Below are 14,557 nucleotides of genomic sequence, written 5' to 3' on the forward strand. Positions count from 1 at the left end.
CACGTCCGCCCAGGACGGCACCGTCGTTCCCGACGATGTGGACGGCGGTTCGACGGTGTGGGACGCACCTCGTAGATTCCTCGTAGCGCCCGGCCGACCGGCGGGCGCGACGACCGGTCCGCCACCACCGACAGGGGTCCCCTTGCTGCACGTGCACCGCTCCGAGCGTGCCGAGGCGCTCGTGGCGCCGCTCGCCGCCGTGCTCGCCGAGGCGCCGGAGGACCCGTTCACGCCGGACGTCGTGGCCGTCCCGACGCGCGGGGTCGAGCGGTGGCTCGCGCAGCGGCTCTCGCACCACCTGGGCGCGGGCGAGACGTCGGGGATCTGCGCGAACGTGGACTTCCGCGGCCCGCGCCGGCTCGTGGAGCAGGTCGTCGCGGACCTCACCGACCTCGCCCCCGACGACGACCCGTGGCGCCCCGAGCGGCTCGCCTGGTCGGTGCTCGAGGTGCTCGACGCGCACCTCGCCGAGCCGTGGGCGGCACCGCTCGCGCGGTACGTCGGCGACCCGGGCGACGAGGTTCGGCGGGGCCGGCGCCTGACGCTCGCGCGCCGGCTCGCGGACCTGCTCGTCGACTACGCGCGGCAGCGGCCCGAGGTCGTGCTCGCGTGGTCGGCGGCGTCCCCGGTCGCGGAGTCCGGCGACACCCCGGACGACCTCGCCTGGCAGCCCGAGCTCTGGCGCCGCCTGGTCGACCGCGTCCCGGCCACGGACCCCGCACGTCGTGTCGAGGACGCGGTCGCCGCGCTCCGCGCCGACCCCGCGGCCGTCGACCTCCCGCCGCGGCTGTCCGTGTTCGGCCCGACGCGGCTCCCGGAGGACGAGCTGCGCGTGCTGCACGCGCTCGCCGAGCACCGCGACGTCCACCTGTGGCTCGTGCACCCGTCGCCCGCGCTGTGGGAGAAGGTCGCGGCTTACGACGGCGCCCCCGCCACGAGCGACGACCTCACCGAGGACACCGCCCCGGACCACGCAGGCACGCGACGTCGCGCAGACCTGCCCACGCTCGCCCGGCACCCGTTCCTCGCGTCGACCGGCCGTGACGCGGTCGAGCTGCAGCTCCGGCTCGCCGGGGGTGGCGCGGTGCACGAGACCCGGCACGAGGCCGCACCCACCCCGCCGACGCTGCTGGGCGCGTTGCAGCGCGCCCTCCGCACGGACACGCCGGACGGGACCCACGTCGTCGACCCCGCCGACCGGTCGGTGCAGGTGCTCGCGTGCCACGGCCGCGCGCGCCAGGTCGAGGTCCTGCGGGAGACGCTGGTCGGCCTGTTCTCCGCCGACCCGACGCTCCAGGCGCGCGACGTCATCGTGCTGTGCCCGGACGTCGAGACGTTCGCGCCCCTCGTCACGGCGACGTTCGGCGCGGTCCCCGAGCTCGGCGAGGACGCGCACCCCGGCCAGCGCCTGCGGGTCAGCCTCGCCGACCGCGGCGCCGGGACGACGAACCCCGTGCTCGCGCTGCTCGCCACGCTGCTGCGCCTCGCGGACGGCCGCGTCACGGCGTCGGAGGTGCTCGACCTCGCGGCGAGCGCGCCGGTCCGGCGCCGGTTCCGGTTCTCCGACGACGACGTGGACCGCCTGCGCCAGTGGGCCGTCGAGGCGGGTGTGCACTGGGGCGAGGACGGCGCGCGCCGAGCGCGTTTCGACATCAACGAGAGCGTCCGCCAGGGCACCTGGGACGCGGCGCTCGACCGGCTCCTGCTCGGCGCGGCGATGGCGGACGAGGACGCGCGGTTCGTCGGGCCGGCGCTGCCGCTGGACGACGTCGGCTCGACCGACGTGGACCTCGCGGGCCGCCTCGCGGAGCTCGTCGCACGGCTGACGGAGACGCTGCGCGCGCTCGACGGGGTGCACCCGCTGGCGCACTGGCTCGACGCGCTCGACCGCGCGCTCACGCTGCTCGCCGAGGCGCCGCCCACGGAGGGGTGGCAGATCGGCTCCGCGCGCCGCGTGCTGGGCGACGTACGCGCGGCGGGCGCCGCGCACGGCGGGGTCGCGCTGCGGCTCGCGGACGTGCGCGCGCTGCTCGACGACCGTCTCGCGGGGCGCCCGACCCGTGCCGGGTTCCGCACGGGCGCGCTGACCGTGTGCTCGCTCGAGCCGATGCGCTCGGTGCCGCACCGGGTCGTGTGCCTCCTGGGCCTCGACGACGGCGTCTTCCCCCGCACCGCTGCTCCCGCGGGCGACGACCTGCTCGCGCGGCACCCGGAGATCGGCGAGCGCGACGCGCGCAGCGAGGACCGGCAGATCTTCCTCGACGCCGTGGCGGCGGCGGGCGACCACCTCGTCGTCGTGCACACGGGCGCCGACGAGCGCACCGGCGCCGCCCGCCCGCCGGCGGTCCCCGTCGCGGAGCTGCTCGACGCGCTCGACCGCGTGGCGCGGACTCCCGACGGGCGCCCGGCGCGCGAGCACGTCGTCGTGCAGCACCCGCTGCAGACCGTGGACGAGCGCAACTTCATCCCGGGCGCTCTGGGCGTGCCGGGTCCGTTCAGCCACGACGGCGCGGCGTTCGACGGCGCCCGCCAGGCGCGCGAGACGCGTCAGCCGGTCGGGGCGCTGGTGGGCGCGCCGCTCTCGCTGCTGGCCGTGGCCGAGAGCGGCCAGCCGGCCGGCGAGGTCCCGGACGCCGGGGCGGACGCCCGCGCCGACGTCGAGCTCGACGACCTGGTCCGCCTGCTGGAGAACGCGCCGCGCTGGTTCGCGCAGCACACGCTCGACGTCGGGCTCGTGCTGGAGGAGGACGACGTCGAGGACCGCCTCCCGCTCGCGCTCACCGGCCTCGCGGGCTGGGGCGTGGGCGACCGCGTGCTCCGCGCCGCGCTCGCCGGCGTCGACCCGAACCGGGCGATGCAGGCCGAGTGGCGCCGGGGCCAGGTCCCGCCGCGCGAGCTGGGCCGCTCGGCGTTGCAGGAGGTGGTCCGCGCCGTCGGCCCGCTGCGCGTCGCCGCCGTGGAGGCCGCGCGCGAGGCCGACCTCGCCGCGGGCCGCCCGGTGAGCCAGGACGTGCTGAGCTCCGCGGAGACGGTCGACGTCCGCGCCGTGCTGCCCGACGGCCGCACCCTCGTCGGGAGCGTGCCGGGCGTGCACGGGGCGCGGGTCGTGCGCACCGAGTACTCGCGGCTCGGTCCCAAGCACCGGCTGCGCGCCTGGGTCCAGGCGCTCGCGCTCACGGCGAGCGACCCGGGCCGCCCGTGGGACGCCGTCGCGATCGGTCGCTCGTCCCGGGGCCCGGGCGTCGCGTGGTCCACCCTCACCCCGCCGGACCGCGAGACGGCGTCCCGGGTCCTCGCGGACCTCGTGGCGCTGCGCGACGAGGCGGCGCGCGAGCCGTTGCCGCTGCTGCCCGACGCGTCGCTGCGCTACACGGAGGAGCGGCGCACGAGCGACGCGCGCGACGCCCTGATGCGCGCGGGCTGGGCGTGGAACAAGGGCTTCGAGCGCAAGGACCCGTACGTCGTCCTCGCGTGGGGCCAGGACCCGGCCCTCCCCGACGTCGCGGGGCTCGCCACCACGGCCGACCTGGGCCGCTTCCCCGACGACCCGACCCGCCTCGGTGCGCTCGCGCGCCGCGTGTGGGAGCCCCTGCTGGAGAACGAGCTGCGAGGTGCCCGGTGAACGGCGCGACGTCCCGGACCGCGACCGACGGCGCCCCCGCGCACGGGGGCACGGCGGGGACGAGCAGCGCACCCCGGCGCTTCGACCCGTTCGGCGCGCTGCCGAGCGGGACGGTCGTGCTCGAGGCGAGCGCCGGCACGGGCAAGACCCACACGATCGCGACCCTCACGACGCGCTACGTCGCCGAGGGCGTGGCCGCCCTGCCGGAGATCATGCTCGTGACCTTCGGCCGCGCCGCGACCTCGGAGCTGCGCGACCGCGTCCGCGAGCGCCTCGTCGCGACCGAGCGCGCGCTGCGCGGGCCCGCGCCGGCGTCCAGCCGGGACGACCTCGTCGCGTTCCTCGCTGCGGTCGACGACGACGAGCTCGACCGCCGCCGCGAGCGCCTGCGCGTCGCGCTGTCCCAGCTCGACGCCGCGACCATCACCACGACGCACGGCTTCTGCCAGCAGATGCTCACCGCGTTGGGGACGGCGGCCGACGTCGACCTCGCGACGAGCTTCCTGCCCGACGTCGCGGACCTCGTCGAGGAGGTCACCGACGACCTGTACGTGCGGCGGTTCGCCGACGAGCCGGAGCCGATCCTCTCGCCGCGCGACGTGCGCGACGTCGCCCGGGCGGCGGTGAGCGACCACGGGGCGGTGGTCGCGCCGGCGGACGCGGCCGAGGGGTCGGTGGCGGCGGCGCGGTACGAGGTCGCGGTCGCGGCCCGTCGCGAGGTGGAGGCGCGCAAGCGCGCGATGCACCTGCTCGACTACGACGACCTGCTCGTGCTGCTGCGCCGCGCGCTGACCGACCCGGAGCACGGCGCGACCGCGGCGCGACGGGTCCGGTCGCGGTTCCGCGTCGTCATGGTGGACGAGTTCCAGGACACCGACCCCGAGCAGTGGGAGATCCTGCGGACGGCGTTCCACGGGCACCCCGAGGAGTGCCGCACGCTGGTGCTCATCGGCGACCCCAAGCAGGCGATCTACGCGTTCCGCGGCGCGGACGTCGTGACGTACCTGCGCGCCGTCGAGGACGCGACGGACACCGCGACGCTCAGCACGAGCTGGCGCAGCGACGGACCGCTCCTCGCGGGCCTGCACGCGCTGCTGGGCGAGACGGCGCTCGGCGACCCGCGCATCGTCGTGCGCCCGGTCGACGCGGCGCACCCCGAGCCGCGCTTCTCCGGCGGTGCGCCGGTGCGGCTGCGGCAGGTCACGCGGCGTGCCTACCGCCTCGGCGGGTCGTCGGCGCCGTCGGCCCCGGACGCCCGCAGCCTGCTGGCCCGGGACGTCGCGGCGGACGTCGCGGGGCGGCTGGGGACCGCCGACGGCGGCGGCGACCGCGTGCGCGACGACGCCCTCGGCGCGGCGGGCGACGACGGCGTGGGCACCGGCACGGGGCGGTGGCGGCCGCTGGAGCCGCGCGACGTCGCGGTGCTCACCCGGACGAACGCGCAGGCCGAGGCGGTGCGCTCCGCGCTCGTCGCGCTCGGCGTGCCCGCGGTCGTGTCGGGGCCGTCGAGCGTGTTCGGCTCGGCGGCGGCCCAGGACTGGCTCACCCTGCTCGCCGCGCTGGAGCAGCCCGGTCTGCACCGCCGCGCGACGGCGCTCGCCCTCACCCCCTTCGTCGGCTGGGACGCGCAGCGGCTCGCGACCGCCGGCGACGCCGACCACGACGAGCTCGGGGACACCGTCCGGACCTGGGCGCGTCTGCTCGCGGACCGCGGCGTGGCCGCGGTCGCGGAGGTCGCGGCCCGGGGAGGTACGACCGCGCGGGTCATGGCCCGGGTCGACGGCGAGCGCTACCTCACCGACCTGCGCCACGTCACGCAGGCTCTCCACGAGGCCGCCGTCACCGACGGGCTGGGCACGGCCGCCCTCACGGCGTGGCTGCGCGCCCGGATCGCCGAGGTCGGCACCGTCTTCACCGACGAGCGCACCCGGCGCCTCGAGACCGACGCCGCCGCCGTGCAGGTCGTCACCGTCCACGCCGCGAAGGGCCTGGAGTTCGGCGTCGTGTACGTCCCGTTCGGCTGGGAGCGGTTCGAGTCGGACGACCAGGAGCTGTTCGCGTTCCACGACGACCACGGGCAGCGCGTCCTGCACCTGGGCGGTGTCGGCTCCCCCGGGTTCGTGGACGCCAAGGCGCGCTGGCGCGACGAGGAGCTGGGCGAGGACCTGCGCCTGCTGTACGTCGCCCTCACGCGCGCCCGGCACCAGGTCGTCGTGCACTGGACGCCGACCAAGCGCAGCACCGGGTCCGGCCCGCTCACGCGCCTGCTGCTCGCGGACCGGATGCTCGGCGGCGAGCCGGGCCGGCACGCCCGCCCCGACGCGATGCGCGACGACGCCGTCCGGTCCGCGTTCGAGGCGGTCGCCGCGCGCTCGGGCGGGACGGTCGTCGTCGAGCAGGTCGATGCCCGGCCGAAGGGCGAGCGCTGGTCGCCCGGAGCCCGCGCCGGGTCCGACCTCGCCCTCGCCGCCGCGACGCACCTGCCCGACCGCGAGTGGCGGCGCGCGTCGTACTCGGCGCTCACCGCGGCGGCGCACCACGGTCCGGTCGGCGGGATCGAGAGCGAGCCCGAGGACCCGGGTGTCCAGGACGAGCCGGAGGAGACGCCGGACGACGACGGGACGGGCGCTGTGCCGGCCGAGGGGCCGGGCGGAGCGCCCACGACCCGTCCGGGCGCCGACGTCCCCTCGCCCTACGAGGGGCAGCCGGGGGGCACGGCGTTCGGCACGCTGGTGCACGAGATCCTCGAGTACGTCGACACCGCGGCGGACGACCTCGATGCCGAGGTCCGCGCCCGGTGCGCGCAGGCGGCGACGGTCCGCGTGCCCGGGGTGGAGCCCGTGTCGCTCGCGGCGGCGCTGGGCCTGTCGCTGCGCACCCCGCTCGGACCGATCGCGGGCGGGCTCACGCTCGCCGACGTCGACCCGCGCGACCGCCTGCCCGAGCTCGAGTTCGAGCTCCCGCTCGCGGGCGGGGACGAGACCGAGGGCGTCACGCCCTCGACGCTGCGCGACCTCGCCGACGTCCTGCGCGCCCACCTGCCCGCCGACGACGCGTTCGCCCGCTACCCCGACCTGCTCGCCGCGCTGGCCGACGAGGCGGCGGACGGCTCCGGGGCGAGCGGAGCGGCGGGCGGCGGCGTCCCGCTGCGGGGGTACCTCACGGGGTCGATCGACGCGGTGCTGCGGGTTCCCGTCGCGGGGCCGGACGGTCGTCCCGACCCCACGGGCCGCCGGCGCTACCTCGTCGTCGACTACAAGACGAACCGGGTCGGTCCGCCCGGGGTGCCGCTCGCCGTTGGCGACTACCACCCGGACGCGACGCGCGACGCGATGCTCGCCTCGCACTACCCCCTCCAGCTCGTGCTCTACCTCGTCGCGCTGCACCGGTACCTGCGCTGGCGCGTGCGCGACTACGACCCCGACCGCGACCTCGCGGGCGGCGCGTACCTGTTCGTGCGCGGCATGGCCGGCCCCGACACCCCGACCGGTCCCGACGGCGCGCCGTACGGCGTCGTCGCCTGGACGCCCCCGCCGGGGCTCGTCGTCGCCCTGTCCGCCCTGCTCGACGGAGGTCGCGCATGACCACGGCCCCTCTCGGCGCGACGGTGCCCGCCGTGCCCCCGGCCCCTCCGGTGGACGAGGGCGACCCGCGCCTCGCCGTCGGGGTGCGCGCGTGGCTCGCCGCGTTCAACCACGCGCGCGTGGTCTCCGCGGCCGACCTGCGCGTCGCGCTGCGGCTCGGCCACCTCACGGGCGAGCAGGACGACCAGGTGCTGCTCGCGGTCGCGCTCGCCGTGCGCGCGGTGCGCAGCGGGTCGGTGTGCGTGCGCCTCGACGACCTGGGGTCGCTCGAGCTGCCCGAGGACGAGGAGGCGGCGCGCACCGACGCCACGGACCTGCCCTGGCCGGACCGGACCGCGTGGGCGTCAGCGATCGCGCGCAGCCCCCTCGTCGCGGCGGGCGTCGACGGGCCGGCGGACCGTCCCGCGCGCTGGGTGGGCGGCGCCCTGTACCTCGACCGGTACTGGCGCGACGAGCTCGCGGTGCGGCACGACGTCGACGGTCGGCTCGCCGCGGACGACCTGCCCGTGGACCGCGACCGCCTCGACGCCGCCCTCGCCCGCCTCTTTCCCGCGGCGGACGACACCCGGCAGCGCCTCGCCGCCGCGCACGCCGCGACGCGCCGGCTCACGGTGCTCACGGGCGGTCCGGGGACGGGCAAGACGACGACGGTCGCGCGCCTGCTCGCCGTCCTGCACGACGCCGCGCTCCCGACCTCGTCGTCCGCCGGCACCACGTCCGGCGCCGCGCTGCGCGTGGCGCTCGCCGCGCCCACGGGCAAGGCAGCCGCGCGCCTGCAGGAGGCGGTGCGCGAGGTCGTCGCCGGGTTCCCGGACGCCGCCGACCGCGAGCGCGTCGGCGCCCCCGTCGCGACGACGCTGCACCGCCTGCTCGGCTTCCGGCCGGGCAGCAGCACCCGGTTCCGGCACGACGCGCACCACCATCTGCCGCACGACGTGGTGGTCGTCGACGAGACCTCGATGGTCGCCCTGCCGCTCATGGCGCGGCTGCTCGAGGCGCTGCGGCCCGACGCGCGGCTCGTGCTCGTCGGCGACCCCGACCAGCTCGCGTCCGTCGAGGCCGGGGCCGTGCTCGGGGACCTCGTGCACCGGGCGCCGGTCGCCCCGCCCGCGACGGCGGGCGTCGTGGTCGCGACGGCCGACGTCGCGCTCGCCGGCTCCCCGCCGCCCGCCGTCGGCGAGGTGGACGACCGCGCGGTCCTGGGCAACGGCGTCGTGCGGCTGCGCACCGTCCACCGCCAGGACCGCGACTCCGAGATCCTGCCGCTCGCGGCGGCGATCCGGGCCGGGGACGCGGAGGCGACGCTCGCGCTCCTGCGCGCGGGCCACGGGACCGTCCAGTTCCTCGAGACCCCCGACGACGTGCCCGACGAGGCCGTGCTGGCCACCGTCCGCGCGGACGCCGTGGCCGCGGGCACGCTGCTGGTCGAGGCTGCTCGGGCGGGTGATGCGCGGGCCGCGCTCGACGCCCTCGCCCGGCACCGCGTCATGGTCGCGCACCGGCGCGGCCCCGCCGGTCGGGGCCGGTGGGCGGCGCAGGTCGAGGCCTGGGTCGAGGAGGCCACGGGCCACCACGCGACCGACTCCCCGTGGGTCGCGGGCCGGCCGCTGCTGGTCACGACGAACGACGCCGAGGTGGGTCTCTACAACGGCGACACCGGCGTGCTCGTCGCCGAGCCCGGGGGCGTCGGCGTCGTCGCCGTGTTCGGCGACCCGCGTGCGCCGCTGCGCGTGCGGACGCACCGTCTCCCGCCGGTGGAGACCGTGCACGCCATGACGGTCCACCGCGCGCAGGGCAGCCAGTTCGAGCGCGTGACGCTCGTGCTGCCGCCCGCGACGTCGCCGCTGCTCACGCGCGAGCTGCTCTACACGGCGGTGACGCGCGCGCAGTCGTTCGTGCGCGTCGTCGGCTCCGAGGACGCGGTCCGCACGGCGGTCACGAGCCCGGTCCACCGGGCGAGCGGGCTGCGGACGCCGCTTCCGGGCGGTCAGTCCTCCGCGCGCTCCGCCTGATCCCGCTCGCGCAGCTCCTTCAGCCGACCCCACGGCACGAGCACGATCCAGGCGACGGACGCGATCGCGGCGCCCATGATCATCGAGGGGACGTCCATGGCGACCATCCTGACAGACGTGCCGCGGCACTCACGGGGAATGAGGCTCGGGGGTCGCCGGTTGGCACGAGGGTGAGCACCCAGACCCCCCGCCTGTCCGTCCTCGACCTCGTGCCCGTCCGCTCGGGCCAGTCCAGCACCCAGGCGGTGCGGGCGTCGCTCGACCTGGTCCGCCTCGCGGACCGGCTCGGGTACGAGCGCTACTGGTTCGCCGAGCACCACAACATGCCCGCGGTCGCGGCGTCGACGCCGCCCGTCATGATCGCCGCGGCGGCGTCGGTCACCGACCGCATCCGGGTCGGCTCGGGCGGGGTCATGCTCCCCAACCACGCGCCGCTCGTCGTCGCGGAGCAGTTCGCGGCGCTCGAGGCGATCGCCCCCGGCCGTGTCGACCTCGGCATCGGCCGCGCGCCGGGCTCCGACCCCGTCGTCACGCAGCTCCTGCGCATCACCGGCCCGACGGCCGACGTCGACCGGTTCCCGCAGCACGTGACCGACATCCTCGCGCTCATGAGCCCGCAGGGCGCGACCCTGCGCCTCACGAGCGGCCAGGTGTACGACGTGCACGCGACCCCCGCCGCCGACGGCGCACCGACCGTCTGGCTGCTCGGGTCGAGCGACTACTCCGCGCGCCTCGCGGCCGAGCTCGGGCTGCCCTACGTGTTCGCGAACCACTTCTCCGGGCAGGGCGTCGACGAGATCCTCGCGCTCTACCGCGAGGGCTACCGCCCGAGCGAGGCGTTCCCCGAGCCGCGCACGTTCCTCACGCTCAACGCCGTCGTGGCGGAGACGGAGGACGAGGCGCGCGCCCGCGCGCTCCCGCAGGCGCGCATGATGTCGCGGCTGCGCACCGGTCAGCCGCTCACCGCGCTGGAGACCGTGGAGGAGGCTCTGGCGGCGCCCCTCGACGGCGCGGCCGGGCAGATGGTCGAGGACAGCCTGCGCCGCTGGGCCGTCGGGACGCCCGACGACGCCGCGGCCGAGGTCCGTCGGCTCGCCGAGCGCCACGGGGTCGACGAGGTGATGATCGTGCCGGTCGCGGCGTCGCGCGCCGAAGAGCCGCTGGACTCCACCCCGGGCCGCACCCGCACGCTCGAGCTCCTCGCGGCCGCCCTCGCCGGCGACCCGGCGGCCTGACCCGCCGACCGCCCGTCCCCACCCGACCGCCCGTCCCCACCCGCCCGCCCCGTTGCCGAACACGACCTGGCACGCGGTCGAACACGACATGAGGGTCGTGATCCGCGGGATATCGACCCTCATGTCGTGGTCGGCGGGAGGCTGTAGCGTCACCGCATGACGACGACGTACGACGACGCGGCCTGGCACTCCGACGGCGAGGGGTACCCGCCGGAGGCCGGCCCCGAGGCGGGCGCGACGCACATCGGCGTGTTCCTCGCGTGGGCGGTGCTCGGCGGGCACGTCTCCGAGGAGCTCGCCGACGGCGCCGCGGACGAGCTCGCCGCGCTGCGCGACCGGAGGACGACGCCCGGCGCGTTCGTGCTCGACGCGTGCGACGGCAGGCTCGTCGACGAGGACCTCGACGCCGTCGGCGCGGCCTTCGCGAGCGCGTACTACGCGGGCGACGAGGAGGACGAGGACGACGGCGGCCTCTACCTGGAGGACTACGTCGACGCGGTGAGCCCCGGCGACGGCGAGCCCGAGGACGTGTACCGCGTGCCGGACACGTGGGAGACGTACGACCTCGTCGGCCCCCTCATCGACGCGCGCTTCTCCCAGTGGGACGACGAGGGGCGCCCGTCGGTCCTGCGGCACCGCGCCTGAGACGGCCCGAGATGACCGCGCCCACGCCCGTGACCCGGCTCGCCGCGGTGCTGCGCGCCGACAACCCGGGCCCGATGACGCTCGACGGCACGCGCTCGTACGTGCTGCGCGCGCCCGGGTCGGCGACGTGCGTCGTCGTGGACCCGGGGCCCGACGACGCGGTGCACCTCGACGCGCTGGCGGCGGCCGGGCCGGTCGAGCTCGTGCTCGTCACGCACCGCCACGCCGACCACACGGCCGGGGCTCCCGGGCTGCGGGAGCGGACCGCGGCGCCGGTGCGCGCCGCGGACCCGGCGCACTGCCACGGTGGCGCGCCCCTGCGCGACGGCGAGGTCATCGAGGCCGCCGGGCTGCGCATCGTCGTGCGCGCCACCCCGGGCCACACCGCCGACTCGGTCTGCCTCGTCCTGACCGACGACGGCCCGCTCACCACGCCCGGCGACCTCGCCAGGGGCGGCGCACGCCCGGGCGGCGAGGCACCCGCCGACCAGCATCTCGGCGACGCGACCCTCGGCGACGTGCCGCCCGGCGGCACCCCGTCGGGTGACACCGCCGCCGGCGACGCGGGGCCGCCGTCGGGCACGACGGTCCTCACCGGGGACACCGTGCTCGGGACCGGCACGACGGTGATCGCCGCACCCGACGGCTCGCTCGGCGCCTACCTCGCGAGCCTCGACGCGATCGAGGCCGTCGCCGCCGCGGGGCCGGGCCGGGCGACGGGGCTCCCCGGCCACGGGCCGGTCGTCGACGACCTCGCGGAGCGGGTGCGTGCGTACCGCGCGCACCGGCTCGAACGCCTGTCCCAGGTCCGGGCGACGCTCGCCGCGCTCGGCCTGACCGCGGGTGCGGACGACGCCGTGGAGCAGGTCGTCGCGCGCGTCTACGCCGACGTCGACCCGTCCGTCCTCGACGCGGCACGCCAGTCCGTCGCGGCGCAGCTCGCCTTCCTGGCGCGGGCCGACGCGCTCGCACGACGGTCCGCCCGCGGCAGGTCACGCGCTCGCCGCGACGACGGCTGAGCGGACGGCCGGGTGTCGGTGGCGTCCGGCACGATGACGAGCATGACGACACCACGGCTCGGTATCGCGTTCGTGCCCACCCACGCCCCGGAGAGCCTGCGGTGGCTCGCCGCGACCGCGGAGGAGGCCGGCCTCGACGACCTCTGGGTGTGGGAGGACTGCTTCAAGCAGTCGGGCCTCGCGTCGGCTGCCGCCGCGCTGGCCTGGACCGAGCACGTGCGCGTCGGCATCGGGCTCATGCCGGCCCCGCTGCGCAGCACGGCGATCACCGCGATGGAGGTCGCGACGCTCGCCCGGATGTTCCCCGGACGGCTCGTCGCGGGCGTCGGCCACGGCGTGCAGAAGTGGATGGGGCAGGCGGGGGTCCGTGTCGCGTCGCCGCTGACGCTGCTGCGCGAGCACGCCACGACGCTGCGGAGCCTGCTCGCGGGCGAGGAGGTCACGACGGCGGGGCGGTACGTCACGCTCGACGCCGTGCGGCTCGACTGGCCTCCCACGCAGCCCGTCCCCCTGTGGCTCGGGGGCGTGGGTCCCCGCTCGCTCGCGCTGGCGGGAGAGCTGGGCGACGGACTGATCCTCGCGAACGCGCTCACCCCGGACGACGTGCGCGTCGCGACGGACGCGGCACGCGCGGGCGGAGCCGTCGACGGCTTCGACGTCCACGCGACGCTCATCGCGGCGACCGGTCCCGGCGCGCAGGAGCGCGTCGACCGCGAGGTGCCGCTGTGGGGGAAGGAGGCGGGTCAGGGCATCGGCGCGGGCGGCGACGCCGCGACGATCGCCGCAGCCGTCCTGGCCCTGGCGGACGCGGGCGCGACGGCCGTCGCGGTCCAGCCGACCGCGGACGAGCCGGACGTGGAGGGGTTCGTCCGCTTCCTCGGGCGGGAGGTCGCGCCGCTGCTCAGCGCCCGCTGACGCGCGACGCGTCGGTGGACCCGCCGGCGCGCTGACGCTCCCGGAGGCCGTGCACGAGGGCGACGACCGCGCACACGAGTGCGACCGCCCCGACGGCGAGCGCGAGGCGCACGGGGAAGGCGGCGTAGAGGTCGGACACGTCGCCGACCGGGAGCCCCCACTCGACGGCGGTCTCGCGCAGCTCGCCCGCGAGGACCCCGACCCGGCCCGGCACCCGCGACGCGACCGCGGCGACCCAGCCGAGGAGCTCGATGACGACGGAGGCCACGGAGTAGGCACCGGTCGCGAGGGGGATCACGGGGACACCCTAGCGGAGGCGGACACCGCGGGCATATCCGGCACGACCCCGAGAATCCCCTGGTGCGACCCTCAGACCAGCGGCTTCGCGAAGCAGAGCGCGACGTGGTTGTCGCCGACGTACGGCGGGAAAGCGAGGACGGCGCGGTACCCGAGCGAGCGGTAGAGCGCGATCGCGCCCGGTTGGCGGATCCCCGTCTCGAGCAGGAGCCGGGCCGCCCCGCGCTCGCGCGCGACGGCCTCGAGCCCGTCGAGGAGCCTGCGGGCCGTCCCGGTCCTGCGTGCCCGTGGGCGCACGTAGACCTTCTTCACCTCGAGCGCGTCGGTGGGCGCCCCGGGTGCGGGGCGACGCAGCGACGCACACCCGACGGCCTCCCCGTCCCGGTAGGCGACGAGGGTCGTCACCACGTCGTCGCCCAGGCGCGCGTCGACCGCGTCGAACCCGCCCGCGGCGTCGAGCCCGCCGAACAGCTCGGGGTAGAGGACGGCGGACGACGTCTCGTGCATCTCCCGGCGCAGTGCTGCCGCGTCCGGGTCGTCCCACGGGACGGGGCGGACCTCCACGACCTCACGGGCAGCGACGCTCGCGGGCTCGCTCGGGCCCACGGTCGCCCGCGGGATGCTCGCCCCGAGCCGGCCGCTCGTCGCCGACGTCTCGTCCGCGGTGCCGGTGCCGACGCCCGGACCGCACGCGGCCCTCAGGTCGAGCGCGAAGCAGCGCGAGAGCGGGTGCCCGGCGTAGTGGCCGTACGACTCGATCGGGACGTAGCCGAGCGCGAGGTAGAGGTCGATCGACTCGGGCTGGAGCGTCCCGGTCTCCAGGACCACGCGTTCGAGCCCGGCGACGACCGCGTGCCGGTGCACGGCCCGCATCGCGGTGCGCGCGTGACCGCGGCCGCGGTGGTCGGGCTCGACCCAGAGGCGCTTCACCTCCCCGGTGCGCGCGGGGTGCGTCCCGCCGCGGCCGTCGGGCGTGCCCGACACGTCGCGCAGCGCGACGAACGCGACCGGCTCGCCGCCCGCCCGGACCACGACGTTCGCGACCGACGCCTCGGGCTCGAACGCGCCCGCGTCGGGCTCGCCGTACCGCGCGGCGAGCTCCGCCTGCTGACGCGTGCGCAGGAGCTCGGCCGCGGCGTCGTCCCCGGGGACCGCCTCGACGGTGACGCGCGTGCCCGGGCCCCCGACGCCGTCGGGCAGGACGCGCGAGGGCGCGCCGGTCACGCCG

General features: G+C 77.5%; 10 protein-coding genes. 7 read left to right on the forward strand and 3 right to left on the reverse strand.

Going from position 1 to position 14,557, the window contains the following annotated elements:
* Window positions 1–151: 151 nt before the first annotated feature.
* The 3 genes from recC to recD are packed head-to-tail and all read left to right on the forward strand — an operon-like array spanning window position 152 to window position 9,218.
* Window positions 152–3,622, forward strand: a complete 3,471-nt coding sequence (gene recC / locus ABWU78_RS02590; protein ID WP_439157471.1) for an exodeoxyribonuclease V subunit gamma — start codon at window positions 152–154, stop codon at window positions 3,620–3,622.
* Entirely contained in the window at window positions 3,619–7,206 is a 3,588-nt protein-coding gene (locus tag ABWU78_RS02595) for a UvrD-helicase domain-containing protein (protein WP_439157472.1), read from the forward strand. The genes recC and ABWU78_RS02595 overlap by 4 nt, the downstream gene beginning before the upstream one ends.
* Window positions 7,203–9,218 (forward strand): exodeoxyribonuclease V subunit alpha, encoded by a 2,016-nt coding sequence (recD, locus tag ABWU78_RS02600; protein WP_439157473.1) that lies wholly within the window; start codon window positions 7,203–7,205, stop codon window positions 9,216–9,218. The genes ABWU78_RS02595 and recD overlap by 4 nt, the downstream gene beginning before the upstream one ends.
* Here recD and ABWU78_RS02605 read toward each other — a convergent pair.
* Window positions 9,194–9,316, reverse strand: a complete 123-nt coding sequence (locus ABWU78_RS02605; RefSeq protein ID WP_353707457.1) for a hypothetical protein — start codon at window positions 9,314–9,316, stop codon at window positions 9,194–9,196. The genes recD and ABWU78_RS02605 overlap by 25 nt on opposite strands.
* A 72-nt stretch (window positions 9,317–9,388) precedes the next feature.
* On the opposite strand from ABWU78_RS02605, the gene ABWU78_RS02610 reads away from it, so the two are divergent.
* The 4 genes from ABWU78_RS02610 to ABWU78_RS02625 all read left to right on the forward strand — a co-directional run bounded on the left by ABWU78_RS02610 (window position 9,389) and on the right by ABWU78_RS02625 (window position 13,032).
* Window positions 9,389–10,453 (forward strand): LLM class flavin-dependent oxidoreductase, encoded by a 1,065-nt coding sequence (locus tag ABWU78_RS02610; protein WP_439157474.1) that lies wholly within the window; start codon window positions 9,389–9,391, stop codon window positions 10,451–10,453.
* 156 nt (window positions 10,454–10,609) lie between these two features.
* Window positions 10,610–11,098 (forward strand): DUF7832 domain-containing protein, encoded by a 489-nt coding sequence (locus ABWU78_RS02615; protein ID WP_439157475.1) that lies wholly within the window; start codon window positions 10,610–10,612, stop codon window positions 11,096–11,098.
* Between the two features lie 11 nt (window positions 11,099–11,109).
* Entirely contained in the window at window positions 11,110–12,117 is a 1,008-nt protein-coding gene (locus ABWU78_RS02620; RefSeq protein WP_439157476.1) for an MBL fold metallo-hydrolase, read from the forward strand.
* A 42-nt stretch (window positions 12,118–12,159) separates the two neighbouring features.
* Complete coding sequence (locus ABWU78_RS02625) at window positions 12,160–13,032, forward strand: LLM class flavin-dependent oxidoreductase (protein WP_439157477.1); 873 nt, start codon at window positions 12,160–12,162, stop codon at window positions 13,030–13,032.
* Here ABWU78_RS02625 and ABWU78_RS02630 read toward each other — a convergent pair.
* Together ABWU78_RS02630 and ABWU78_RS02635 are read right to left on the reverse strand one after the other, a co-directional pair.
* Window positions 13,019–13,330: a hypothetical protein gene (locus tag ABWU78_RS02630; RefSeq protein ID WP_253055155.1), complete on the reverse strand. Its 312-nt coding sequence runs from the start codon at window positions 13,328–13,330 to the stop codon at window positions 13,019–13,021. The two genes, ABWU78_RS02625 and ABWU78_RS02630, sit on opposite strands and share 14 nt — an antisense overlap.
* Window positions 13,331–13,401: 71 nt before the next feature.
* A complete protein-coding gene (locus tag ABWU78_RS02635) occupies window positions 13,402–14,553 on the reverse strand; it encodes a GNAT family N-acetyltransferase (protein WP_439157478.1) in 1,152 nt (383 codons plus the stop codon).
* Window positions 14,554–14,557: the final 4 nt, after the last annotated feature.

This window comes from Cellulosimicrobium sp. CpK407, from assembly GCF_051844275.1.
Classification (GTDB): Bacteria; Actinomycetota; Actinomycetes; order Actinomycetales; family Cellulomonadaceae; genus Cellulosimicrobium; species Cellulosimicrobium cellulans_G.

Excerpts from the sequence above, each read along its gene's own strand:
- recD (WP_439157473.1), top strand. The coding sequence starts at position 7,203 with ATGACCACGGCCCCTCTCGGCGCGACGGTGCCCGCCGTGCCCCCGGCC.
- ABWU78_RS02625 (WP_439157477.1), top strand. The coding sequence starts at position 12,160 with ATGACGACACCACGGCTCGGTATCGCGTTCGTGCCCACCCACGCCCCG.
- ABWU78_RS02620 (WP_439157476.1), top strand. The coding sequence starts at position 11,110 with ATGACCGCGCCCACGCCCGTGACCCGGCTCGCCGCGGTGCTGCGCGCC.
- ABWU78_RS02605 (WP_353707457.1), bottom strand. The coding sequence starts at position 9,316 with ATGGACGTCCCCTCGATGATCATGGGCGCCGCGATCGCGTCCGTCGCC.
- ABWU78_RS02615 (WP_439157475.1), top strand. The coding sequence starts at position 10,610 with ATGACGACGACGTACGACGACGCGGCCTGGCACTCCGACGGCGAGGGG.